This is a genomic window from Pseudomonas sp. CFBP 13602, from assembly GCF_014842725.1.
Taxonomy (GTDB): Bacteria; Pseudomonadota; Gammaproteobacteria; order Pseudomonadales; family Pseudomonadaceae; genus Aquipseudomonas; species Aquipseudomonas baltica.
Window position 1 is genome coordinate 309,947 of sequence record NZ_JACYVT010000002.1, and the last position, 24,882, is coordinate 334,828.

Sequence of the window (24,882 nt, forward strand, 5' to 3'; positions counted from 1 at the left end):
CATCATGAATGCTTCATTGAACAAGAACAATACTACAGTGGCTCAGGTCAAGTTGCTGATCAACGGAGAATGGGTCGACTCCAAGACGAAAGAGTGGCTCGATGTGGTGAACCCGGCCTCCCAAGCCGTATTGGCGAAAGTGCCGATGGCCACTCAGGAGGAAGTCAAAGCTGCCATCGACGCCGCCGAGCATGCGTTTCACAGCTGGAAAAAAACACCGCTTGGCGCACGCATGCGCATCATGCTCAAGCTTCAAGCGCTCATCCGTGATAACTCCAAGCGCATCGCTGAGGTATTGAGCGCCGAACAAGGCAAGACCATCGCGGATGCTGAAGGTGATATCTTCCGAGGCCTGGAAGTCGTGGAGCACGCGTGTTCAATTGGCAGCCTGCAAATGGGCGAGTTTGCCGAAAACGTCGCAGGGGGTGTGGACACTTATACCCTGCGGCAGCCCGTTGGTGTATGTGCCGGTATAACGCCCTTCAACTTCCCCGCCATGATTCCACTGTGGATGTTTCCGATGGCGATCGTTACGGGTAATACCTTCGTACTCAAACCATCGGAACAGGATCCGCTGTCCACCATGATGCTGGTCGAACTGGGACTGCAGGCTGGTATTCCGGCCGGGGTCCTTAATGTGGTGCATGGTGGTAAAGAAGTCGTCGATGCCCTCTGCACCAATTCAGACATCAAGGCTATCTCGTTCGTAGGTTCCACGCACGTGGGTACCCACGTCTACAACCTGGGCAGCCAGCACGGCAAGCGTGTTCAATCGATGATGGGCGCCAAGAACCACGCCGTGGTGCTGCCTGATGCGAACCGCGAACACACATTGAATGCACTGGTTGGCGCAGGTTTCGGCGCAGCCGGTCAGCGCTGCATGGCCACCTCGGTGATCGTCTTGGTGGGCGAAGCCCGCACTTGGCTGCCCGATATCAAGGAACTGGCTCTGAAACTGAAAGTCAACGCCGGCTCTGAACCGGGTACCGACATCGGTCCAGTCATTTCAAAGCGTGCCAAACAAAGGATCCTGGATCTGATTGAAAGCGGTGTACGTCAGGGCGCGAAGTTAGAGCTCGATGGCCGAAATATCAATGTCCCGGGTTTCGAAAACGGCAATTTCATCGGGCCGACCCTGTTCTCAGGCGTCACCACCGATATGGATATCTACACCCAAGAGATCTTCGGTCCGGTTCTCGTCGTCCTCGAAGCCGACACCTTGGACGATGCCATTGCCCTGGTGAATGCCAATCCCTTCGGCAACGGTGTGGGGTTGTTTACCCAAAGCGGCGCCGCTGCCCGCAAATTCCAAAGCGAGATCGACGTCGGTCAGGTGGGTATCAATATTCCGATCCCGGTACCCGTACCGTCGTTCAGCTTTACCGGTTCGCGTGGTTCGAAACTTGGTGACCTTGGCCCCTATGGCAAGCAGGTCATTCAGTTCTATACGCAAACCAAAACCATCACAAGCCGCTGGTTTGATGACAAAAGCGTCAGCGAAGGGATCAATACGACCATCACATTGAAGTGAGATGTAATGCCCGGCTCGATGCCGGGCAGCGGTGTACATCATCCTGGTATGGTCACTGGCCGCATTTTACAGAGCACGCTGTCTCCCAAGTCCGGGCTATCAGCGTGAAGGCACCACGGCAGTGAGGCCAGTCACCCGCTCAGAATCCCTACCCCCAGGTGTCCAGATATGACTTTTCCATGTCTGGACACCGTGACGTCCTCCAGATGCAATTCAGTAAGCTTTGCAAACGATGCTGGCCGGCATCACTGCGCGCGGTGTAACGGAAACCCTCCGAACAACACCCCTCCCACCAACAGCGCCAGGCTCGCAAGCACTGCCCACTTCAGGGCAAATTTCTGGTGGTCACCCAGGTCGACCTTGGCAAGCGCGACCAACAGGTAGAGCGATGGCACCAGGGGGCTCAACAGGTGCACGGGCTGACCGACGATGGAAGCTCGCGCGATTTCCAGCGTCGTGAACCCGTAAGTGGTAGCCGTTTGGGCCAGCACTGGCAGGATGCCAAAATAGAATGCGTCGTTTGACATGAAGAACGTGAAAGGCAAGCTGACCACGGCTGTGAATACCGCAAGGTACGGGCCGAAGCTGTCTGGAATGACATGCAGCAAGCTCTGCGCCATGGCATCGACCATGCCGGTGCCTGAAAGAATGCCGGTAAAAATACCTGCAGCGAAAATCACCGACGTTACGGCCAACACGTTTGCGGAGTGTGAAGCGATGCGCTCCTTCTGCTGCTGCAAATGGGGGTAGTTCAATGTCACGCCAATACCGAAAGCGACCATGAACAGTACTTGAATGGGCATGAGGCCCAGCACCAGACAGGTCAGCAATCCAATGGTCAGTATCAGGTTTGGCCAGAACATTTTCGGACGCCGATTCCTCGCGCATTCCTCTGCATCGCCGTTACCCAGCGCAAGTTCACCATTGGCAAAGTCCTCGACATCGACGATGCCAAGCCGGGCCCGTTCGCGGCGACCGATGATGACTGCGGTGAGCATCAGCACAGCGCAAGCCATCAGCATGGCTGGAATCATGGGCAGGAAAATATCCAGGGCATCGACGTGCAGCGCTGCAGCTGCCCGCGCGGTAGGGCCTCCCCACGGCGAGATGTTCATGATCCCGCTCGCAATGTTGACCACGCACGTCAAGCCTAGAACACTCATGCCGAGCCGTTGGTAAAGAGGCAGGAAGGCAGCGATAGCGATCATGTAGGTGGTGGAGCTGTCACCGTCCAGGGAAACGAACAGCGTCAACACCGCTGTACCGACGACGACCTTGAGTGGATCACCCTTGACCAGCCGCAGTATGAAACGAACCAGCGGGTCGAAGAGGCCTGCATCGATCATGATGCCGAAATACAGAATGGAAAACGTCAACATCACGCCTGTCGGGGCAAGCGCCTTGATGCCATCCAACATCATTGCGCCCAGCCCTGTCCAGAAACCGCCGATCGCCGCAAATACAATAGGCACCAACAAGAGTGCAATAAGGGCAGTCATGCGCTTGGTCATGATCAAATACATAAAGCAACAAACCATCGAAAAGCCGAGAATAGCGAGCATGGCGATACCCTATCTTTAATGTGAATTGCTCAGGCGCACGGCGCACCGGCATGTAGTCGCGAACTGACTAAGTTGCGACCCATCAAAAATAAGATTTTCTTTCCAACACCCATGACCGGACGACTTGCATCGTTTGATAGCAATCATTGAAACTTCCTCATTCATTGTTTTTATCATTGGAGGCTGTCGATAGCGTATTGACCGCCAAGACTCATTACTTATGCGACGAACCCGACCTCCATCAGGCTCGCACTGTTTTGTGGTTCAAACGTACGGAACAAAAATCAATGCCGAGCCAATCGACGCCCGAAGGCGATCAAGCTTGCGCTGCGGTTGTCTTTTCAACCAACTGCCCGTTCGCGGAGGACAGCAGGCCCGCCAATACGAAAGGCAGAATGCCTCCATTGGCGAAGTAGGTTGCTTCGATCGCTGTATCGATACGGGCCAATAGAGTTACGTCTTGCTGGCTGCCGTTCTGGCGGGTGATCCGAAGCGTGACATCTTGAGCAGGCGTTACGCCGTTTTCCACACCGAGAAGGTCGAAGGTTTCCGTGCCATCCAGCGCTAGGGACCTCATATCGTCAGCGCCTTTGAATTGCAATGGAAGTACGCCAAGTCCAGCCAGGTTACTGCGGTGAATACGCTCGAAGCTTTTGGCAATGACAGCCCGTACGCCCAGCAAGCGTGTACCCTTCGCCGCCCAGTCTCTACTGGAGCCCGACCCGTACTCCTCGCCGGCAAAGATCAACGTTGGCGTTTGAGCAGCGATGTAGCTGCGCGACGCATCGAACAAGGTTGTCCGAATACCTGAAGGCTGAAGTAACGTGTAGGGACCTTCGTCTGCCGATCCATCTGCCTTCGTCGCAAGCATCAGGTTCTTCAGGCGAACGTTGGCAAACGTACCACGTACCATGACCTCGAAGTGACCACGGCGAGCACCATAGGTGTTGAAATCCTTGCGCTCTACACCGTGTTCGGCGAGCCATTTTCCAGCACTCGAATCAGGAGTGATCGAGCCGGCCGGGCTGATGTGGTCTGTGGTGATGGAGTCGCCCAGGATGGCCAGCGCACGCGCGCCAAGGATGGGACGAGCCGCTTGAGTGGTGTCGAAGAAATCGGGCTCGGCGGCGTAGGTTGATTGAGGCCAATCGTACACCTCCCCCTCGCTGGTCTTGATTGAGTTCCACAGGTCGTGATCCTTGGTCAAATCGGCATAGAGGTTCTTGTACAGTTCAGCGTTTGCAGCCTTCACGCTCAGCGCTTTGATTTCATCATTGCTTGGCCAGAGATCGGCCAGCAGTACGGGCTTCCCATCGCGATCATAGCCCAATGGTTCAGTGGTCAGGTCACAGCGCGTGGAGCCCGCCAACGCAAATGCAACCACCAAAGGTGGACTGGCAAGGAAGTTTGCCCGCAGGTTGCCGTGAATACGGGCTTCGAAATTTCGATTGCCCGACAGCACTGCGCTGCATACCAAGTCCTCGCCAACCACTACCTTTTCCAAGGCAGGATCAAGCGGGCCGATATTGCCGACACAGGCGCCGCAGCCATACGCTGCGATGTCGAAGCCAAGCTGGCTCAGGGGCTGGGTCAGGCCGGCATCCTGCAGGTACGCGGTCACGACGCGCGAACCCGGTGTGAAAAGCGTCTTCACCCACGGCTTGGCGACCAGGCCCTTCTCGACGGCTTTTTTGGCCAGCAAGCCAGCGGCGATCAAGAGCTCGGGATTCGAGGTGTTGGTGCACGAAGTGATCGCTGCGACCAGCACATGACCGTGCCCTACTTCGTAAGTCTGTTGCAGACCAACCGCGCCGGCAGGCTGGGCAGTGACTGGGTACAGCTGCTCAAGCTGGTCCTTGCTCTTGGCATAGCCACCGCTCTTGGCATCCTGGACCATGACTTCATCGAACCGACGCCCGAGGCCCGTAAGGTCAACGCGATCCTGGGGACGCTTGGGGCCAGATACGCACGGAACGATCTGGTCGAGATCGATCGTGATCACTGTCGAGTAATCAACACTGCCAACAGCAGGTGTACCGAACATGTCCTGGGCTTCGAAGTACTTGCGAATCAGCTCGATCTGCTCGGCACTACGCCCAGTCTGGCTGTAGTAGTCGAGTGTCTTGTCGTCGACCGGAAAAAACCCCGTCGTTGCGCCGTATTCGGGCGCCATGTTGGCAATCGTTGCGCGGTCGGTCGCGCTGAGGGAGCTTGCCCCCTCACCAAAGAACTCGACCAGCTTGCCTACCACCTTGGCAGCACGCAGCGTCTGAGTTATCTGCAGCACAGCATCTGTGGCGGTGACTCCAGGACGCAGGCTGCCGCTGAGTTCAACCCCGACCACATCCGGCATCAACATGTACACAGGCTGCCCCAGCATGCCAGCTTCGGCCTCGATACCCCCCACGCCCCAGCCCAGCACGCCAATGCCATTGATCATCGTCGTATGGCTATCAGTGCCCACGAGCGTATCGGGATACACGAGCGAGTTCTTCTCGATGACACCTTGAGCCAGATACTCCAAATTGATCTGGTGACAGATACCGATGCCTGGAGGAATGACCTTGAATGTTTCGAACGCTTGCATGCCCCACTTCATCAGTTCATAGCGCTCACGGTTACGCTGGAATTCGACCTCCATGTTCTTGCGAAGCGCGCCGGGCACATTGGAAAACTCTGTCTGCACCGAGTGATCGACAACGAGGTGAACGGGTACCAGTGGCTCAATAGCTTTGGGGTCACCACCCCGCTTTTTCGCCTGGCTGCGCATGGCAGCCAGGTCGGTCAATAACGGGATACCGGTGAAGTCCTGAAGAAGGACACGCCCCACTACAAACGGGATTTCACGCTCCCGACTGCCCTGTGGCTGCCAGCCTGCGAGATCCTCGACGTGAGACTGGAGCACCTTGCTGCCATCGCAGTTGCGCAGTACTGACTCCAACAGGATCCGAATCACGACAGGAAGACGGCTCAAGTTCGGATAAGCCGTCGCCTGCAGCGCAGGCAGTGAATAATAGTGGTGTTCACGGCCATCGGACGTCTTGAACGACCGCAGACTTGTTGTTGAAAGCTTGTTGGCGTCGGTCATGTGGTTCTCTCTAGGCAACTCATCAGGTACACGGTTGGAACTGGAGTCATTCGTCCGGCAGCGTCGAGTCCATGAAAACTGGACATTGTTTATTGTCTGCCGAATGTGCAGTCAGACTAGATCCGCTGAATTGCGCTTGTCAATTAATAAACGCAATAAAAACCCTGCCCCATAAAAAAGCCACCTATGCGGTGGCTTTGCTGGACGTACGATAGTTGGCCAGGGTCAGATCGTGTCCGGCACCGATTGCACCTTTGCAGTGGATTGGAATACGGCGGAAACCGCCTTCTTGCGCCACGCACCTTCGATATGCTGCCGCATGTAGCTGGCGGCGCCGAGGTTATCACCCGCTTCGATGGCACCCAGAATCTGTAGATGCTCTACAGCGAGCGCCTGGCGCGGCAGATCCAGCTGGGTCTGGCGGTATTCGGCCAAGCGGCGCACCTGGTCGAGCCGACGAAGCGTCTGGAGCGCGAATCGGTTGCCTGACCATTCGGCTATCGTTTCATGAAAGCGGGCATTGGACTCGAACCGCTCGATGGCGGTCATGGTCAGGTAGCCGCCGTCCAGAATCGCCTGCTGCTCTTCGCGCAGCAGGCGCAACTGCGCCAAATCAGGCCTGAACTTGCTATTCAAAATGCCGGCCGGCTCAATTGCCAGTCGCAGCGAGTACATGTCCTCATAGGCTTCCAGCGAGTCAATCATCGGAAGAAAACGCCAGCCGTAACCGACTTCCTTTTCAACCCAACCTTCGCTTTGTGCTCGCGAAAGCACTTTGCCAATCTCGCTTCTCGACACGTTCAGCAGGCGGGTGAGATCAGCCTCCGTTACAGAGTCAGCTACCAAACGATCAAAACGCGCGTCTGCCAAACGCAGGTAAAGCGGATCGTCGATTTCCTGAAAATGAGCCTGCAACTCTGGTGGCAGCGTGTCGACGTCCCCATGCACGTGATAGCCCCGGTTTTTGTCGAACCGCATCAGTCCGGCGCTCACCAGACACTCCAATGCCACCTTGACGGGTGAGCGAGACGTCCCTATCAGTTTGGCTAACGTCCACTCAGGTAGATGCGTGCCCTTGGGCAAGCGCTCTCGTCGAACGTAGCTGATGATCTCGCGCAACGCCTTGCGCTGGCTTTTGGTCAGATCCTGGGTCATGTCTTATGAGCTTAATAGGCCTGGCGGAGCGCCGAATATACACGCCGCAGAGCGATTCGGGGACAAAGCGCAACTGCTGGGAAAATTTCCACTTGCGGTATTTTTGCGTTTGTTGTCGAATAAACGCATAAACCTATTACAGTTCCCTGAGGTGCTCATGCCGCAACAGTCCTTCAAAGCCGTTTACATGCGAGGCGGCACCAGCAAGGGGGTCTTCTTCCGCACGGATTGGTTGCCAGACGATCCAGGGATCCGAGATCGCATTTTACTGCGCGTGATTGGCAGCCCGGACCCTTATGGTCAACAGATCGATGGCATGGGCGGAGCGACCTCCAGTACCAGCAAGGTCGTACTCGTCAGTAAATCCAAAGAGCCTGACTGTGACGTGGACTATCGCTTTGGTCAGGTCGCGATAGATCGGCCGATGGTCGACTGGTCCGGCAACTGCGGTAACCTGACGTCTGCCGTAGGTCCCTTCGCGATCGCACAAGGTCTTGTGGACGCGCCGGCAAATGGCATCGCGGTCGTCCGAATCTGGCAAGCCAATATCAATGCGAAGATCGTTGCCTACGTCCCGATGCGTGACGGACAGGTCGTCGAAGAAGGTGATTTCGAACTGGATGGCGTGACCTTTCCGGCAGCGGAGATAAAAATCGAATTCCTCGACCCCAGTGGCGATGCCGACGAAGAAGGCGCTAGTGGCATGTTTCCTACAGGAAATGCGTTGGACACTCTCTCTGTACCGGGCGTCGGTAACGTCGAGCTCACCATGATCAATGCCGGGAACCCAGCCATTTTCGTACATGCGGATGTTCTGGGCCTAAAAGGCAACGAGCTGCAGAAAGACCTCAACAGCAACCCCGAATTGCTGGCCAAAGCCGAGGCGATCCGCGCTCACGCAGCTGTGAAAATGGGCTTGGCAGAGTCCCCCGAGCAAGCGACACAGTTACGCCCTCACACCCCGAAATTGGCTTTCGTTGCAGCACCAGAAGGTTACACGGCGTCTGATGGCAAGGTTGTCGATCCGGCAACGCTCGATCTCAATGCGCGAATTTTTTCCATGGGCAAGCTGCATCACGCGATGACTGGAACCGGCGCTGTTGCAATCGCTGTTGCGGCCGTCATTCCTGGCACGGTCATCAATCGTCTGGTGCCAGATTCCGCGGGCCGCCAGATTCGCTTTGGGCATCCATCCGGAAGCCTGGCCGTAGGGGCAGAAGCGAGGCAGACCGAAGGCACGTGGGTAGTTTCAAAAGCGGTCATGAGCCGTTCTGCACGCCGTCTCATGGAAGGCAGTGTTCTGGTTCCGTCGGACACCTTATCGATATGAAAGCGATCAGCTCCGAGTTGCGTCAGGCCTTTGCCCTCACGGAAGAGCTACGGGTGGTGATCAACTATGGAAACCCTATTCTGGCTCATCGTCCGGTATCGGGCGATGAGCCCCAGGGAGTGTCTGTCGATATCGCTCGGCGCCTGGCTCAGGCCTTGAACCTGCGTCTGCGTTTGGTAACGGTCGACACAGCAGGGTTCGCAGTCAAGGCCGTCGAGAACGGCGAGGCTGACGTTGGCTTTTTCGCCATTGATCCTGTGAGAGGTGCTCAGATCGCATTCACCTCTCCCTACGTCATCATCGAAGGCTGCTACTTGGTGCGCGAGCACTTCCCGGCATACGCACTGGGCGATATCGATGTGGCTGGCAATCGCATCGCAGTGGGTGAAGGTAGCGCTTATGACCTGTTCCTGACTCGTGAAATACAGCATGCGACGCTGGTTCGCGCCCCGTCTTCACCGGCTGTGGTCAATACCTTCATTGAGCAGAATCTAGAGATTGCTGCAGGCGTTCGCCAGCAATTGGAGGCCGACCGCAGTACGAAGCCTGGGCTCAGGCTGATAGAAGAGCCTTTCATGCAGATCCGGCAAGCCATGGGCGTGCCCAAGGCGCGAGGGCAGCAAGCATCCATTTGGCTCGACGATTTCATCAGGGGCCTGATTGCCGAAGGCTTTATCCATCAGGCACTTTCACGTCATTCCATTATTGGCGTAACTGTTCCCTGACGAAGCGAACCGCTGTGTTCCACAGCGGCGTAGCTCTGCATCGCCATAACGGCAATCGGTAGCCCATAATCGACCCGGCGCTTGTAATGGAGCTGGCAGGCCTCACTGGGCAGGGCTGACTGGCTGCGACAGGCGTTTCTTTCTACTCCCCCCCGAAGAGGTTCAAACCCAATGGCCAAGGCCGCAGATGTCGTCGTGCAATGTCTGGAGAACGAAGGCGTTGAATACGTTTTCGGTATTCCCGGCGAAGAAAACCTGGACCTCCTCGAATCCCTGCGCAAATCACCCATCAAGTTGATATTGACCCGCCACGAACAGTCTGCCGGCTTCATGGCGGCGACCTATGGCCGTCTGACCGGCAAGACCGGGGTTAGCCTCTCTACCCTTGGACCAGGTGCAACCAACCTCGTGACCGCCGGCGCCTACGCTTATCTGGGCGGCATGCCAATGCTCATGATCACAGGCCAAAAGCCGATCAAGAAGTCCAAGCAAGGTCGGTTCCAGATAATCGATGTCTGCCAAATGATGAGCCCTATCACCAAATACACTCACCAATTTGCCTCGGCGGACAACGTTCCGGCGCGCATGCGTGAGGCTTTCCGCCTTGCCGAAGAAGAGAAGCCTGGTGCCGTGCATCTGGAACTGCCGGAAGACATCGCGGCTGAGCAGACCGACAGCCTGCCTATCCCGCCGAGCCTCGCACGTCGCCCATTGGCCGAGCACAAGGCCGTCGAAGCTGCAGTCGCGAAGCTCAATAGCGCGCGCAGCCCGATCTTGGTGATAGGCGCCGGCGCGAATCGCAAAATGACCGCCAAGGTTCTCAAGCAGCTGATCGACCAGACGGGTATTCCGTTCATCACCACGCAAATGGGCAAAGGCGTTGTCGACGAGCGTCACCCACGTTTCCTCGGCAATGCTGCACTGTCGTCCGGCGACTTCGTGCACCGCGCCGTCGAGGCTGCCGACCTGATCATCAACATCGGCCACGACGTCATCGAGAAGCCGCCGTTCTTCATGGTCCGAGGCGGCACCGAAGTGATTCACATCAACTTCCGCTCCGCCGAAGTCGACGCTGTGTACTTCCCGCAGATCGAAGTCATTGGCGATATCGCCAATGCCGTCTGGCAGATCGGCGAAGCCCTGACCGACGTCAGCCACTGGGACTTCACCCGCCTGCTGGCCATACGCGAAGCCAATGAAGCGCAGATCGTCGAGGGTGCCGACGACGACCGCTTCCCGGTCTACCCACAACGTCTGGTGGCAGACGTTCGTCGCGCCCTGCCCTCCGAAGGCATCGTTGCGCTCGATAACGGGATCTACAAGATCTGGTTCGCGCGCAACTACAAGGCGCACAAGCCCAACACTGTTCTGCTCGACAACGCCTTGGCGACCATGGGAGCGGGCCTGCCCTCGGCCATGGCTGCACACCTGGTACACCCGGACCGTTCGGTGGTCTCGGTATGTGGTGATGGTGGCTTCATGATGAACAGCCAGGAGCTGGAAACCGCAGTCCGTCTGGGCATGCACATCACTGTGGTGATCCTGCGTGACGATGGTTACGGCATGATCCGCTGGAAGCAGGCCAACATGGGCTTCGCCGACTATGGCCTGGACTACGGCAACCCGGACTTCGTCAAATATGCCGAGGCTTACGGGGCCAATGGTCATCGTGTGGAAAGCGCCGCGGGTTTTCTGCCGCTTCTGGAGCACTGCATCAAGACCCCAGGCGTGCACGTGATCGATTGCCCCATCGACTACAGCGATAACGACCGTATCCTGAACTACGAGCTGCGTGAGCGCGCTCTGGCGGTTTAGACGTTAGCGGTTCATCCGCGAGAGCATCAAAAAGCTCGTGGGTGAATACCACTGCCACGCAGCAAAAAGCCCGGGTAGCTGAGCACAGCACCCGGGCTTTTTTTGCGCATGCTTTTTATCTAGAGGCTTGGGCAAGCTTCTGGGACTTTGCGTTCTGGCTACCGATGTAGAACACCAGTATCACGCCCACGAAGCACATGCCGGCAATGGGTAACAACGCCAGCGGGAAGCTGCCTGTTTTGTCCCGAATGAGGCCCACGAAGAAGTTCAGCGTACCTGTACCCAAATGCCCCAACGTATTGACTGCTGCGATACCCACCGCCAACACACTCGGAGAAAGGGTTTCACCGGTAAGGGCCCAGAAAGGTCCTTTCAATGCAAAATTGCTGATCAGTACCATGGACAGCAAGATCAGAGTGATGACCAACGAGTCGGTCATCAGGGTGGCGACGAAGCTCAGCCCCATGATCGCCATAGGGATCGCCGTGCTGAAGATCCGGTCGCCCGTTTTGTCGGCACGCATACCCCAGAAGATCATGAACGCCGCACCAAGCCCGAATGGAATCATGTTCAGCAGACCTGTCTGCGTATCGGTCAGGTGGAACGACTTGAGAATCTGAGGCATCCAGAGCGACAGGGTGTTGCTGGTGGCCGAGATGCTCATATAGATCACGGCGAGCAGCAGCACCCACTTGTTGCTCATGGCTGCCCAAATCTTGCTCGCACCGTGTTTGTGTGGCTTGTTGTTCTCGCTTTGCTCGCGATCTTTTTGCTCAGCTTCAAGACGGCCTGATAGCCAGCTTTTTTCGTCATCGGTCAGCCAGCGAGCTTCAGACGGTTTGCTGGGGAGAAAAAACAGCGTGGCAATACCCATGATCACAGCAGGCAGTGCTTCGAGCATGAGTAACCACTGCCACCCACGGTAGTCCCAGATGCCATCCATTTTCAGCAACAGAACCGACAGCGGCGATCCGATGAAATTGGACAGCGGTACTGCGACCATGAACACGGCTACGATTCGTGCCATGTACGCTTTGGGGAACCAGGTAGTGAGGTATAGCAGGACGCCTGGAAAGAAACCCGCTTCAGCGGCACCGAGCAGGAAGCGCGAAATACCATAGGAAATCGGACCGGTAATGAACGCTGTACAAAACCCTACAATGCCCCAAGTGATCATGATGCGGGCGATCCATCGCCGTGCGCCAAATTTCTCCATGGCGACGTTGCTGGGCATTTCAAACAGCACGTAGGCGACGAAAAACAAGGTAGCCCCGAAGCCGAAAATGCTTGCGGTCAGACCAATGTCTTTGTTCATGGTCAACGCAGCGAAGCCAATGTTGACGCGGTCAATATAGGCGATGAAGTAACAGAACATCAGGAAAGGCAGCAGCCGCAGCATCATTTTGCGCACGGCGGCCTTCTCGACCGGGGATATGGTTTTCGCGTCGGTGCTCATGACCGTTCCTCATTATTTTTAGATTCGGCCTCGACCCTGACAGTCAAGGCAGGTTCTCGGCTTCTGTTTGGATCTGTGAGCGTCGGAAGGCGCCAGCCTGAAATCCCGGGAAACCATACCCAGACGGGCCATGCGTATTTCACATCACAAACGCAATGAGGCTATGTGCATGCGTTGCGTTCGTCAATTCAGAAAAGCATTTATCGCCCTCTCTTCTGCCAATAAAACCCATGAAAGCGGATTTCTATGGCAACCTTCAGCATGAGCGTATTGCGCTTATCGTCACTGATAGGCAATCTCTTTGATTTTACAAAGCGCCATACACGCGAATTGTCGCGTGGGCCACATGAGTGCTGCGCTTACGCAAGGAGGGTAGTGACCGGTTCCTGAAGGAACGGTACGCATGGCGGAGACCGCATCAATTCAATAAGGACTTAGCGTCTTGCGCTGCTGAGGGAAGACGCAACATAGTGTCCGGGATCAATGGCCCCCACCGGTGGATGTGTAGCACCACCCTCGGCGAAGTGACCAGCGGCGCCAACCGCTCTCTCGTGGCTGATATACACTAATGATATCAACCACGGGAGATTACCCAATGAGCCGGATTCTTGCCGACCTCACCCCCAAGCAACTTGAAGACCTCAACCACCTGGCATCGGCCTTGGACACATCGCGCGCAGCCCTGATCCGGGAAGCGGTGGCCGCCTTCGTCGCGGTCAAGAATGAGGAGCTGAAGCACGCCGCCCCGAACGTTTTCGGGCTGTGGAGGGATCGCGCCGTGGACGGCCTGGCTTACGAACAGGAGCTGCGCAACGAATGGTGAGGTCCCTGTTTGATACCAATATTCTGATCGACCACCTATCTGGTAGACCCTTGGCCGAGCAGGTCATCCAAGCTGCACACAGACCCATGATCAGCTTGATCACGTACATGGAGGTACTGGTGGGTGCAGGTGATGCCAAGGAGGCCGACACCCTGCGTCATTGGATGGGGCAGCAATTCGAAGTGGTACCGGTCTCGCTTGATATCGCACATGAGGCCGTCTTGCTACGCCAGCAGCGCCGCATCAAATTGCCCGACGCGATCATTTGGGCAAGTGCGCGCCTGGCAGGCGCAGTCCTGGTGACACGTAACACCAAGGATTTCCCCGAGACCGAACTGGGCGTGCGTGTGCCGTACCAGCTGTAAGCGTTTTGCGAATGCGGCCCCGTGCAGTGTTCTACCAACCCCGGCCACCTTTTCAGGCGAAAATGATCGCTACCTAGAGGTGTTGGATGAACGGACAACGACGTACCGTTGCCAAACAACGGATCCTGGATTTGATTGAAAGCAGTGTACAGCCCAACGGGTGACTCCTTGCCCAGAAACCAAAAACCCCCGGAGCACTAGACGCTTCGGGGGTTTTTGACGTATCGAATATGGCGGTGAAGAAGTCCGCCATCGACTTATCCTGTTTTGTCCCACAACGTCCGAGGAAGCTAGGTAAATCGGGCCTCTGAGCCTATCATACCGTCCGAAGACGTCCGGTAAGATATCACTGCATCTATCTAAAAATGTGGGAACAAATGGGGGAACGATTCTCCTGGGCTTGTAGGAGTGTGAGTGCAACGTCATGGGTAAACTCAACCCGAAGCAAATCGAAAACCTAACGACCTCAGGGACCTACGAAGATGGCGAAGGTCTCAGAATGGTCGTCAAACCGACCGGGAAGAAGTACTGGGTTCTGAGGTACCAACTGGCGGGTAAACGACGGGAAATGGGCCTAGGCAGTTTTCCTACGATCACGTTGAAGAAAGCGCGAGAAGCTGCGGCCGGACATCGAAAAATGCTTAGCCAAGAGATCGATCCGCTGGTGAGCAGGGATGCTGAACGCAAAGCATCGCGACTTGCCGAGGAAGCTCGGCAGGCGCGTGCTATCAGCTTCAGAACGGTAGCGGAAGACTATATAGCGGCACATAAAGCGGGATGGAAGAATGCGAAGCACAGTCAGCAATGGCTGAACACGCTGACCACCTATGCCTTTCCGGTGATTGGGGACACGCCAACGGAAAAGGTCACAACTGAGGAAATTTTGAGGATCCTTACCCCGATCTGGCAAACAAAGCCTGAAACAGCGTCAAGAGTTCGTAACCGAATGGAGATGGTGCTCGATGCAGCAAAGGCAAGGTGCCTCCGAGACGGTGAAAATCCAGCCCGCTGGCGCGGGCATTTGGACAAGCTTCTTCCACCTCGCTCAAAGGTGAAAGCGGTAGTACATCATCCTGCTTTGCCATGGCGCGAACTGCCAGGCTTCATCAGCCGCATCAAGGTTAGGGACGAGCCCAGCTACAAAGCGATGTTACTGACCATTTTGACGGCTTGCCGAACAAATGAATGCTTGGCAGCAACGTGGGATGAGATTGACCTGAAGAATGCGGTTTGGAAAATTCCAGCTCATCGCATGAAGGCTGGCAAGGAACACCGGATCCCCTTGAGTCAGAGGGCATGTGACGTGTTGCGCAGCTTGATAAGGATCAAGGACAACCCCTACGTGTTCCCCAGCACCCAGAAAGGGAAGCATCTCTCGAATATGGCTATGCTGATGGGGCTACGGTATCTGGGCCGTGGAGACCTCACTATCCATGGATTCCGCTCGACGTTCAGGGACTGGTCAGCGGAGGCGACGAGTTATCCTCGCGAGGTCTGTGAGCAGGCATTGGCGCACAATCGGCAGGACAAGGCGGAAGCGGCGTACTTCAGAACCGATCTTTTTGAGAAGCGTCGTGCAATGATGGAGGAATGGGCGGAATACGGATGTTCGGTAAAGGCAGACAAGACGCAGACTTCCGGGCCATAGGCCTAGAGGTCTGCTTTCTTTTTTTGTCTTGATCCGAGCCCTTTCGAGAGGTATGGGCTGCCCGACAAGCGGCCGAATCAGTGCAGTCATTAGCGACAGGCTCCTTTAAGCCGAAAGCGGTCCGTCGTTTACCTATAATAGGAGTGTCAGACATTACGAATAACGGGTGCTATGTTAAATCCGGCCATGATGCTATTAGGACCAAAGGCAGCATTGTGGACGGCTGCACTCGATTCAAAGCTGTAAAACGCGAAGGGCCGCTTCCGGCCAAAAGCAGACATTCATCTATGGCTGCTTTCGACCTTTAACTGCGACCAACCGGACTTAACAGACTATTTTTAATCTGCTACGGCATTCAGAATCCATTGACGTTGAAAATTTTCTAACGAAGATTTGCCTTGATCATCAAAAATTAACGACTTGGCATTTTCTGCGGCCTTCATCCAACTCTTCCATTGCAAAGATAACGCATCCATCTCACCGCTAAAGTGAGGAGACTTCATAGCCCGAAGCGAGTAGGTAAAGAAGGTAATGTAAGGATGCTCCCACTCCAATCCGTTTTGCGTAGAAAGTTCTCTGGAGATTCTAAGCTCACTCACTCCTTCCCAGAAGCGCTCGACGCCAACTGAATCTTTTCGATCTATCCCTATTCTTACGCAGATTTTACCAAGAGTAGTATGCGGAAATGGGTCATGTTCAAGCAGTGCTACAGCTTTTTTTGCATAAGAATATGCAAGAATTTCTTGGCTCTTATTACTTGCCAATAGTGCTCTCTGTTCCCAAAACCTTGCGTTCCAACCGCATGCGGATTCTAAGCTAGAGTACCAGGCACCTGCACTAGACCCCATATCTTTTTCGATTGTGTCATGATCCATTAATGCGCGCATGATTAGGTATGGCAAAGTCCGGCGAGCTATAGTCTGAGGAACTACCAGTGGCGCAAGTGCGCGCACAATAATTAATGAAATCTTATGTTTTTCACCGCTGCCAATTTGACCCCATACAAAGTCAGAAAACGCACTACTGCGAAGCCTTAACCCCCTATCATCTAAATAGCCGATTTGTCCTATAGCTGTGTCTTGATCGAAAACATCCTCTAGCTTTCCCTTTGAAAGGAAACTATCAGCCAAGTCGAACGGTAAAGAGTACCCGAACCGATGAACTGCTGCGGCGGCTACTATCAGCTCGATTAAACCATTTGGCAATGAGTTTGGATTCGCAAGCATTTCAACAATTGCATTTCGATAAGAGTGAGCATTCTCTAAACTTTCCAACCACTCAAGCAATTGCCCCGAATAATCTGACTTGAAGCCCTTCCATGCTTGACTAACAGTCAAAGTGCTGCGCGTCCCCAATCGGCCTTTGCTGCTTCGCTTTGAAAAAATATTGGCAAAATCTATTCTGATAAGCGGCTCTAGCGAGCATTCCAAACGATCCGCACCAATTACGTCAGCTCTCACTGCGCGAACTCTGTGAGAGTCACATGTAGCAACAATGCGAAGATCATGCTTGTTTTCTATTGCGAGGTTTATAGATGACTTCAATGAGCTTGAAAAATCTGCACAATCGTCGAAGATGAACGCCACCTTAGTCGATTTTGCATACTCAACTATGCCAGCATCGTTAAAACGCTCTTCACCTCTAAAGAACCAAACTTCATAGCCTTTGTCTATTAGTTCTTTCGCTGACCGAAGTGCAGCGGCTGATTTTCCGCTGACAGATCCGCCATAAATTAATGAAAGTTTAACAGCTGGTTTCGTAGTAGTCTCTGTGAGCCACTGTGCGCTATGCAGCGCCGCTGATAGTGGAGCATCTAAGTCTTGAAGTATATGAACCCACTGCGTTTCCGCTGACGCGTAGAAATCTAATACTTTCCTTGGAGCAATGATATCCAGCGTTAGCTGCTTGAACTTAGCTCTGACTTCTTCACGAGCGGCCTTAAACTCTTTACTTACAGTTGGATTGCGCCCCTTCCAATCAAGTAGGTCCTTCAGCAACGCATCAAAAAAATCTTTTCCGTTCGCAGCAATTGGAATAAGTCCCTGGCGAGCAAATCGAGCAACTTGTGCTTCGGTCATGCTATTTAAAACTATTACAGAAGGACAGCCGCCTCGATCTCTGGACCGATTCCCAAACTCAAAGACAGTTATTAAATCAACCTCTTCTTGAAGCCTTGCCCCGCAAACGATAAACGGCTTTTTTACCCATTCCGATCTAAACTCTGCATGCCAACCAGGCGTGCTCTCATTACGGGAAGCGTATTCTTTTAGCGAAAAGATAAGATGATCGGGTTGCTCTGATAACTTAGATGCCTTTCCATGAAGGTAGACAACTTGTAGCTCTTTTTTCTCTAGAGAACGCGGCTTATATGGTTCACACCAAAGAAAAGATTCAAGCTTTGGTATTGACCCGCGTGTCTTTGACCTGTCAAGAATATCATCGATATTTAATGTCCAAATCCTTTTCCAAGGTAGGTCGTGGAGCACGCGCTGCCAAGTTGGTCTACACCCAACAAACCTGCCACTGAGAAAACTATTTAAAATTGGCTTATTTTTAGGAGAGCTTTCAAGGTCCCCATATACTAATGGTAAATTCCATTGCTCTGAATCTTCCAGTCCCAACTTAAAATTTTCGTTTAACTCACTAGCTAAACCCGAGCCGCCCTTGAGTTCAATGCCATCTCCGCCAAAAGCTCCAATGCTTCCTCCAGCCCCCAACAGCAAATTCATCGCGCTATTTGCAACAGCGGTAACAATCAGTAAAGCGTCCTCTTCACTAATATTGAACTGATCAACCAACTCCATTTGCAGCTCCTGTTTTACATTATAGCGCTATTGTAGTGGCGCTTTATTAGCCGTTCCGCCTCACTAAAAAGCGTGAGACATGCTCCACGCCGAGGCATTCATTTGGTGTGAAGGATAGGCATACGAGTAACGCAGGTGCAAGCTGGGAGCTAGCGCGTGGTTCTAGCTTACGCTCGCTACATACCGATCAGATGTACGAAAAGGAGTGGGGAATAACTTGAGCCAAACCTAGCGCTTGCGATGTAGCCCACGAGCCCTCTGCACTGACAAGGTTCAGGCTAGGACGAAAAACTTGATAATGGGACTAGGAGGGACGGGCTGGTGCTTGGCATTCCCCCTTCCAAAGCCCAGCTGTCGTAAGTCTTCGTACTGAGGCGAAACGCCGCCCTCTGAAAAAATGGTAGCTTTTGGCCGATTCCTGCCCTCGATAAAGGGCAGCTTTGGGCCGTTTCCAGCCGGTCAAGGCGTACCGGTGCACTGGGCATATCCAATGCAGATGGCTGGTCAAATCGAATGCAAAGAGGTGGTTAAATTAGTCGATTACCCACTGTGCGTTGGAGGTTGGCCTGAGCTGCAATGAACGTGGCGCCTGTGCCTTAGATTGCATGGCCATTAGCGACCATCAGCGGCTTGGGACCCAGCAGCTGCGGCATCTGACGATGCTTGATCAGATTTGCCGTGGGGTGGACCACTGATGGGTGGTGCCTCCATTTCAGGGTGAAATCAGATGATCGTAAGTAGGCCTGGTTAGGCGAATAGACTAGAATGCCATCAAACGCAGTGGCCCGCAGACAGGACAGGGATATCGCTCAAATGGCTACGGCCCAACAAATCATTGCTCTGCTAAGCAGCCATAATCAGGGGGATGAGGAGCAATTCCTCTCAATCGCCTTGCAGGTTGCGGCCGCTGAAGCGAGACGCGGTCGGAGTGATGTTGCGGCCGAGCTGAAAACGCTGGTTGATACTGCTCGGAAACGTGGACAGAGCAAATCGCGTCAGGGGCCCAGCCATGAGCAGGTTGCCATTCCGATTTCTAAACCTCGTGGCGAACTGGAAAACCTTCTCTCTGTAGCCTACCCAAAGTCTCAGCTGCAAGATTTGATCTTGGATGAGTCCAAGAGTAACCGGTTGAGGAGGCTAATCCACCAACAGCGTCAGCGGGATAAGCTGAGAGCTCATGGCATGCCTCCTAGTTCGCGGCTACTTCTGGTGGGACCTCCTGGCGCCGGCAAGACGTTGACTGCTTCCGTTTTATCCGGGGAGCTGCAGCTGCCTTTATTTACCATCCGCCTAGAAACGCTAATCACCCGTTACATGGGTGAAACTGCATCCAAATTACGTTTGATTTTTGACCATCTCAATACAGTACGCGCGATATACCTCTTCGATGAATTTGATGCGATTGGGGGGCGGCGTAACGCTGATAACGACGTTGGCGAAATGCGCCGCGTCTTAAACTCCTTTCTTCAGTTCTTGGAAGAACCTAATAGCACTGATAGCCTAGTGGTGGCGACTACGAATCATCCAGAGCTCCTTGATAAAGCGCTTTTCCGACGATTTGATGAAGTAATCGAGTACGCCCTGCCGGATGCTAAGGGTATAAAAGCGGTTATAGAGATGTGTATGAGCGCCTATCTTCCCAAAAGAATGTCATGGGCCAAGATCGGCACTGTTGCTTCAGGTCTCAGTCAAGCTGAGATCAGCCGTGCGGCGGCTGAAGTCATAAAAGACTTGATTCTCCACGATGCTAAGCAGGCATCTGTCGAGCAGATTGTAGCCGCACTTCAGCAACGGCATGAACTCAAAGATACTCTTTCAGGATTAGGCCCTAGCTGATAGCTTAAACGTCTTGGGCTTTGGATTTATGGAAAAATTCCAATATGGCATCGTACGAGCTTCCGCACTGCAGATTTGAAAAATTTAAATCCGGTCGCCCTTATAAAAAACGGCAGATGGATATGAGCTCTGCCTCGAACGAGCGAGAGGCAGGCCATGGGAGTCGTCTCCGTGAGAGATTTGATCTTTCCATCAAAGCTCATGCAGGGCGAAATGGATATTTCAGCAATGAGATTAGCGAAACTCCACCCGCTCTTTACCTCGATGTAGTGATTCAAGCAGGGGCGCCCCCGCCCGATCTTAATTGGAAAACACAAAACATTCGGTTATCGGCTCTGAGGGTGCAAGAAGACGGAGTAACTGTCGGCGCGTTGTACGTGCCTGAAAGCTCGGTTTCCTTTTTTGATCAAAAACTAGTTGAGTATGCCGAGCAGAGAACTCTAGGAGGCAAACCAAAGAACGACTCAAAGTTCTCTTCCCTAAATCATTTCTCACTCGGATCCATTCAGAGCCTCTGGACGGATTCTCGCCCCTTCCCAGCAGGTACGAATAATCTTTGGTGGGAGTGCTGGTGCGGATCATGTCAAGTCAATCTGATCAGACGAATAGCGGAAAAGCTCAATCTTAGAATTAACGAAAATCTACTAGTTTTCCCCGATACCGAGGTCCTGCTAATTTTTGCAAATGCTGTCGAAATATCTATGCTTGTGGATAATTCCTGTGGTATCCAAGAGCTGCGAAAAGCATCCGACAGCCCTTACTTCTTCACTAGGTTAGCGCCTCGTGAGCAACAAGACTGGAGTAATAACTTACTAGAGCGGATCCGGATTACCAGCAATGACCGCCCCGCAGTTTGTATCTTGGATAACGGCGTGAACTCGGCACATCCATTACTGCAGCCAGCGTTAGATCCAGAAGATTGTCAAGCAATAAATAGCGACTGGGGAAGCGATGACCATAATGGGCATGGTACCAACATGGCGGGAGCCGCATTGTTTGGTGATATGACCTATGCGTTGGCTGACCAAAGAGATTTGGAGCTGACCTACAAGCTAGAGTCAGTAAAATTCTTGCCACCCTCCGGCTGGGCACGTAACGCTCCGGAAAGCTATGGAATCATTACTCAGGCAGCGGTTAGCTTAGCGGAGACGAAGGCTCCTACAAGGAGCCGAGTATTCTGTATGGCCGTGTCGAATGAGCATGTCTCTGGAGAGCGGCCAACAACATGGAGCTCTGCGATCGATCAGTTGTGTTCCGGTACAATGATTGGTGACTTTGACGATGAAGATCATTCTGGTCCACGACGCCTATTTATACTTTCGGCAGGCAATATTCCGGATTCAACAAACCCTGCAGATGTATCTGATCTTTACGACTATCCAATCGAAGATCCTGCTCAATCTTGGAATGCAATAGCCATAGGCGGATTCACCAATAAAACTGATTTGGATGGGCAGCCTGGATATGAGGGCTGGGGAACATTCTCCGAGGCAGGAGATCACAGTCCCTATAGTAGGTCATCGGTCGATTGGGAGCATAGTCGATGCCCCATCAAACCTGAGGTTGTCTTCGAAGCAGGTAACAAAGCCTTAAGTCCTGATGGTCAGCAATTCTATTCAGGAGTACCTGCGCTCTCGATTTTGACAACTGCTAGAAACTTTGCACGAAATCCAATCGAAGAGTTTTGGGCTACTAGCTCAGCAACGGCCCAAGCTGCGGGTATGGCTGCCGCCATCATAGCTGAGCACCCAGACTTCTGGCCAGAAACGGTTCGAGCGCTGATGATTCATAGTGCGCAATGGACACCTGCCATGCTCCAAAAATTACGAGGAAAGAGCAAGAGAGAGCGCATCCTTCTCGCTCGGCATTTTGGATATGGAGTTCCGCAGTTACCACGCGCTCTAGCTTCTGCTGAGCACGATTTAGCGTTGATATCTGAAGCCCATATTCAGCCGTTTAAGAAGGACCTAGACTCCCGAGGACGAGAGAGCGGCGAGCCTCATTTCAATGAAGTCCACTACTACGATCTTCCATGGCCAAAAGACGAACTTGAGCGGCTTGAAAACCGTGTTGTTCAGTTAAAAATAACTTTATCGTACTTCATAGAGCCGAGCCCTAGCGAGCTAGCACAAGTTATTCCCGCAAGATATCAGTCATTTGGACTTAGATTCGATTTGAAGCGTAAATCAGAAACTGAGCAGGCATTCCGTCATCGGATAAATAAGCTGGAGTCGCTTGAGCAAAAACCACCAAAAACAGAGAGTGACAATAACTGGACGTTTGGTTCAAAACATATTTCCGCCGGATCGGTACATAGTGATGTCTGGGTAGGCCCAGCGATCGACTTGGCAGCAAGGGACAAAATTGCAATATCACCGGTTTCCGGATGGTGGCGATATCGCCACCATTTGGGAAAGTACAACAGTCAAGCTCGATATAGCCTTATAGTATCCATTTCATCTGAGGGTGAGGATGTTAGGCTCTATACGGAAATCTCAAACCTAATCGCAGCTTCGGTTGAGCCAAATATTCTTGTATAAATCAATCAAGCTAGGCAATTTCTGCCTGAAAGCACTTATCAGGGCAAAAACTGTGATATTTAATTCGGTTTGGATTGCTCACTATAAGCATTACGCCCTAGTCTTCCTCGTATTCCGACTGCCCCGCTAAAGCTTGGTCGTCGCTTACTCAGCCGTTGTAGGTAAGCCCCATAGAAAAGATAGGCTAGACGCGCTCATCCCGGCGCCTTAGAGGTCCCCGAGACCTGACTTAAATGTGAGTCGCTCCAGCTTGGGTAGACACTGGATGACTGCTATTGGCCGATAGCTGACGTCAGTCTGTAGTTACGATCAGTACTTTATCTTATACGTAGGCGAATCCTCCGGTCGGTTCTGCCGCCGGTCGTAGATCTTCGTCGTGCTGATATTGGCATGCCCCAGCCAGGCCTGCACCTTGGCGATGTCAGCTTCGTGCTCCAGGGCATTAGTGGCCGCAGTAGCCCGCAGGCCATGGACGCCCAGGCCCTCAACCTGGATGCCGGCCTTTTTGGCGTACGCCTCGACCAGTGTGTAGATGCCATTGGCTGTGACGCCCAGGCCTTTCGCCCAGTGTCGTAATGGTACGAACAACGGGGCCTTTGGGTTGGCCAGCCCATGCCCCGAGCGTTCCAGGTACGCATGAATCCGATCCGCTGCTACAGGATGCACCGGGAGGTAGCGAACCTTGCCGCCTTTGCCGTGCACCATCAGGTGTCGAATGCCGCGGCGTTCCACCAGATGATTGACCTGCAACTGCGCGGCTTCCTCTCGGCGCAAGCCGTGGTACAGCAACACAGCCAGGATCGCTCGATCGCGTAGCCCTTTCAGCGATGTTTCATCCGGCGCATCGAGCAGCGCCTTGGCTTGGTGATCGCCCAGGGCTGGAGTCTTACCTTCATTGGTTTCGATCCTGGGCCGTTTGACCCCATGCACCGGGTTGCCACCTGCTACCGCGTTACTGTCCAGGAGGTGATCGAACAGGCTGGCCAGGGCGGCGAGCTTGCGGCGAATCGTGGCCCCGGCCAGGCCGCGCCCTTCCAGATCCGCGCGCCAGGCCAAGACATGCGAGCGGGTGACCTGGCGAAAGTCATCGGCGCTGGCCAGCCCTATAAAGGAAGAGAAATCCGTCAGGTCATTTTGATAGGCACGGCGGGTGCGTGGGTTGTCGATGTTGGCAAACCATTCGACGGCAGCCGGTACCGCTGCCAGCTGTTGAAACTCGACCGCCGTTAGCCGCCTCTCCCCTTCCCGCACCTGAACAGCCGTGCTCTGAACGTTTTTCATTTCTGTGGTCATCTATCGAACCCTCGCCGCGATCAGGTCATCACCTGCACGTTCTGACGCCTATCCGTCCACCTTAACTGAAAACAGTCTTTTACTGGTGATAACGTATTTCTTACACTGATTAAGCAGCGACCGATGCATGGTGCGCTGAATCAATCCTGTACAAATACCCAATGGCCTTAACGTCGGGTACCAGTGCAAACGCTTATACAGTCAAAAATCTCAAGGGTCGACTACTCCGTTTTTCTAGCTCATTGAGGCAAGGTAAGCTGTAGATCACTCAGTTTATAGGATGGCCGCACATGAAACTCATAAGCCTAACTACCGCTGGACGGCGCACTGTCGCAGCCATGGCGCTGGCTGTCGCGTCCGTGACGCAAGCCGCTCCTGCGCACGTAATCGACGTGTACCGGGATCCCAATTGCGGATGCTGCTCCAAGTGGATTGCTTACCTGCGGGACAATGGCTTCACGGTCAATGACCATCTGGAAGAAAACATGAGCCTGGTGAAGGCCAAGCTGGGTGTGCCTGAGAAACTGACGTCGTGTCACACTGGTGTGGTGAACGGCAAGTTCATCGAGGGACATGTCCCGGTGCAGCAGATCGCTGAGCTTGAACGCCGGACCGACCTGATCGGCGTAGCGGCACCCGGCATGCCAATGGGCTCACCCGGTATGGAAACAGGGCACAAAAGCGCTTATCAAATCATAGGGCTGAAGAAAATCGGCAAGCAGGAGGTGGTAGCTGACTACCCATCACAATGACTTTTCTCCACACCAACCGGACTTGTGCCAGCTTACCGGGAAGACAGCTAATTGGTTGGTCCGGTATTGCTTTACAGCAAGTGATCTCCGTGGAGCTAACAAGCTGATGATAGGTGCCTTTGCCATACCTTACAGAAATGTAATAAAACTTGCGAAACT

General features: G+C 53.8%; 16 protein-coding genes. 10 read left to right on the forward strand and 6 right to left on the reverse strand.

Annotation, left to right across the window (positions count from 1 at the left end):
• The first annotated feature begins 4 nt into the window (after positions 1-4).
• On the forward strand, positions 5-1,531 hold the full coding sequence (locus IFU31_RS04565; protein ID WP_192102406.1) for a CoA-acylating methylmalonate-semialdehyde dehydrogenase: 1,527 nt from the start codon (positions 5-7) through the stop codon (positions 1,529-1,531).
• Between the two features lie 245 nt (positions 1,532-1,776).
• Here the strand turns inward: IFU31_RS04565 and IFU31_RS04570 are convergent, their stop codons facing one another.
• The 3 genes from IFU31_RS04570 to IFU31_RS04580 all read right to left on the reverse strand — a co-directional run bounded on the left by IFU31_RS04570 (position 1,777) and on the right by IFU31_RS04580 (position 7,336).
• Positions 1,777-3,093, reverse strand: coding sequence for a CitMHS family transporter (locus tag IFU31_RS04570; protein WP_192057964.1), 1,317 nt, complete (start codon positions 3,091-3,093; stop codon positions 1,777-1,779).
• 316 nt (positions 3,094-3,409) lie between these two features.
• On the reverse strand, positions 3,410-6,181 hold the full coding sequence (gene acnA / locus IFU31_RS04575) for an aconitate hydratase AcnA (protein ID WP_192102407.1): 2,772 nt from the start codon (positions 6,179-6,181) through the stop codon (positions 3,410-3,412).
• A 225-nt stretch (positions 6,182-6,406) separates the two neighbouring features.
• On the reverse strand, positions 6,407-7,336 hold the full coding sequence (locus tag IFU31_RS04580; RefSeq protein ID WP_192057961.1) for a GntR family transcriptional regulator: 930 nt from the start codon (positions 7,334-7,336) through the stop codon (positions 6,407-6,409).
• Positions 7,337-7,493: 157 nt separating this feature from the next.
• Here IFU31_RS04580 and prpF point away from each other — a divergent pair, with 157 nt between their 5' ends.
• The 3 genes from prpF (at position 7,494) to IFU31_RS04595 (ending at position 11,206) form a co-directional block, all read left to right on the forward strand.
• Positions 7,494-8,666, forward strand: coding sequence for a 2-methylaconitate cis-trans isomerase PrpF (gene prpF, locus IFU31_RS04585; protein ID WP_192102551.1), 1,173 nt, complete (start codon positions 7,494-7,496; stop codon positions 8,664-8,666).
• On the forward strand, positions 8,663-9,391 hold the full coding sequence (locus IFU31_RS04590; RefSeq protein ID WP_192102408.1) for a transporter substrate-binding domain-containing protein: 729 nt from the start codon (positions 8,663-8,665) through the stop codon (positions 9,389-9,391). The genes prpF and IFU31_RS04590 overlap by 4 nt, the downstream gene beginning before the upstream one ends.
• A gap of 171 nt (positions 9,392-9,562) precedes the next feature.
• A complete protein-coding gene (locus IFU31_RS04595) occupies positions 9,563-11,206 on the forward strand; it encodes an acetolactate synthase large subunit (RefSeq protein WP_192102409.1) in 1,644 nt (547 codons plus the stop codon).
• A 115-nt stretch (positions 11,207-11,321) separates the two neighbouring features.
• On the opposite strand, the gene IFU31_RS04600 is transcribed toward IFU31_RS04595, so the two are convergent.
• Positions 11,322-12,662 carry an MFS transporter gene (locus IFU31_RS04600; RefSeq protein WP_192057954.1) on the reverse strand — a complete coding sequence of 447 codons (1,341 nt, stop codon included), beginning with the start codon at positions 12,660-12,662 and terminating at the stop codon, positions 11,322-11,324.
• 595 nt (positions 12,663-13,257) lie between these two features.
• On the opposite strand from IFU31_RS04600, the gene IFU31_RS04605 reads away from it, so the two are divergent.
• The 3 genes from IFU31_RS04605 to IFU31_RS04615 all read left to right on the forward strand — a co-directional run bounded on the left by IFU31_RS04605 (position 13,258) and on the right by IFU31_RS04615 (position 15,498).
• The gene (locus IFU31_RS04605) at positions 13,258-13,485 is read left to right on the forward strand and encodes a ribbon-helix-helix protein, CopG family (RefSeq protein ID WP_192102410.1); all 228 of its coding nucleotides are present in this window, start codon (positions 13,258-13,260) and stop codon (positions 13,483-13,485) included.
• Positions 13,479-13,850, forward strand: coding sequence for a type II toxin-antitoxin system VapC family toxin (locus tag IFU31_RS04610; RefSeq protein ID WP_192102411.1), 372 nt, complete (start codon positions 13,479-13,481; stop codon positions 13,848-13,850). The genes IFU31_RS04605 and IFU31_RS04610 overlap by 7 nt, the downstream gene beginning before the upstream one ends.
• Positions 13,851-14,274: 424 nt before the next feature.
• Positions 14,275-15,498, forward strand: coding sequence for a tyrosine-type recombinase/integrase (locus IFU31_RS04615; RefSeq protein ID WP_192102412.1), 1,224 nt, complete (start codon positions 14,275-14,277; stop codon positions 15,496-15,498).
• A gap of 338 nt (positions 15,499-15,836) precedes the next feature.
• On the opposite strand, the gene IFU31_RS04620 is transcribed toward IFU31_RS04615, so the two are convergent.
• Positions 15,837-18,302, reverse strand: a complete 2,466-nt coding sequence (locus IFU31_RS04620; protein WP_192102413.1) for a P-loop NTPase — start codon at positions 18,300-18,302, stop codon at positions 15,837-15,839.
• Between the two features lie 813 nt (positions 18,303-19,115).
• On the opposite strand from IFU31_RS04620, the gene IFU31_RS04625 reads away from it, so the two are divergent.
• Both IFU31_RS04625 and IFU31_RS04630 read left to right on the forward strand, forming a co-directional pair.
• Entirely contained in the window at positions 19,116-20,138 is a 1,023-nt protein-coding gene (locus IFU31_RS04625; protein ID WP_192102414.1) for an AAA family ATPase, read from the forward strand.
• A 44-nt stretch (positions 20,139-20,182) separates the two neighbouring features.
• Positions 20,183-22,678 (forward strand): S8 family peptidase, encoded by a 2,496-nt coding sequence (locus IFU31_RS04630; protein ID WP_192102415.1) that lies wholly within the window; start codon positions 20,183-20,185, stop codon positions 22,676-22,678.
• 309 nt (positions 22,679-22,987) lie between these two features.
• Here the strand turns inward: IFU31_RS04630 and IFU31_RS04635 are convergent, their stop codons facing one another.
• Positions 22,988-23,971 carry a tyrosine-type recombinase/integrase gene (locus IFU31_RS04635; protein WP_244657630.1) on the reverse strand — a complete coding sequence of 328 codons (984 nt, stop codon included), beginning with the start codon at positions 23,969-23,971 and terminating at the stop codon, positions 22,988-22,990.
• Between the two features lie 290 nt (positions 23,972-24,261).
• On the opposite strand from IFU31_RS04635, the gene IFU31_RS04640 reads away from it, so the two are divergent.
• Positions 24,262-24,723, forward strand: a complete 462-nt coding sequence (locus IFU31_RS04640) for a DUF411 domain-containing protein (RefSeq protein WP_090361361.1) — start codon at positions 24,262-24,264, stop codon at positions 24,721-24,723.
• Positions 24,724-24,882: the final 159 nt, after the last annotated feature.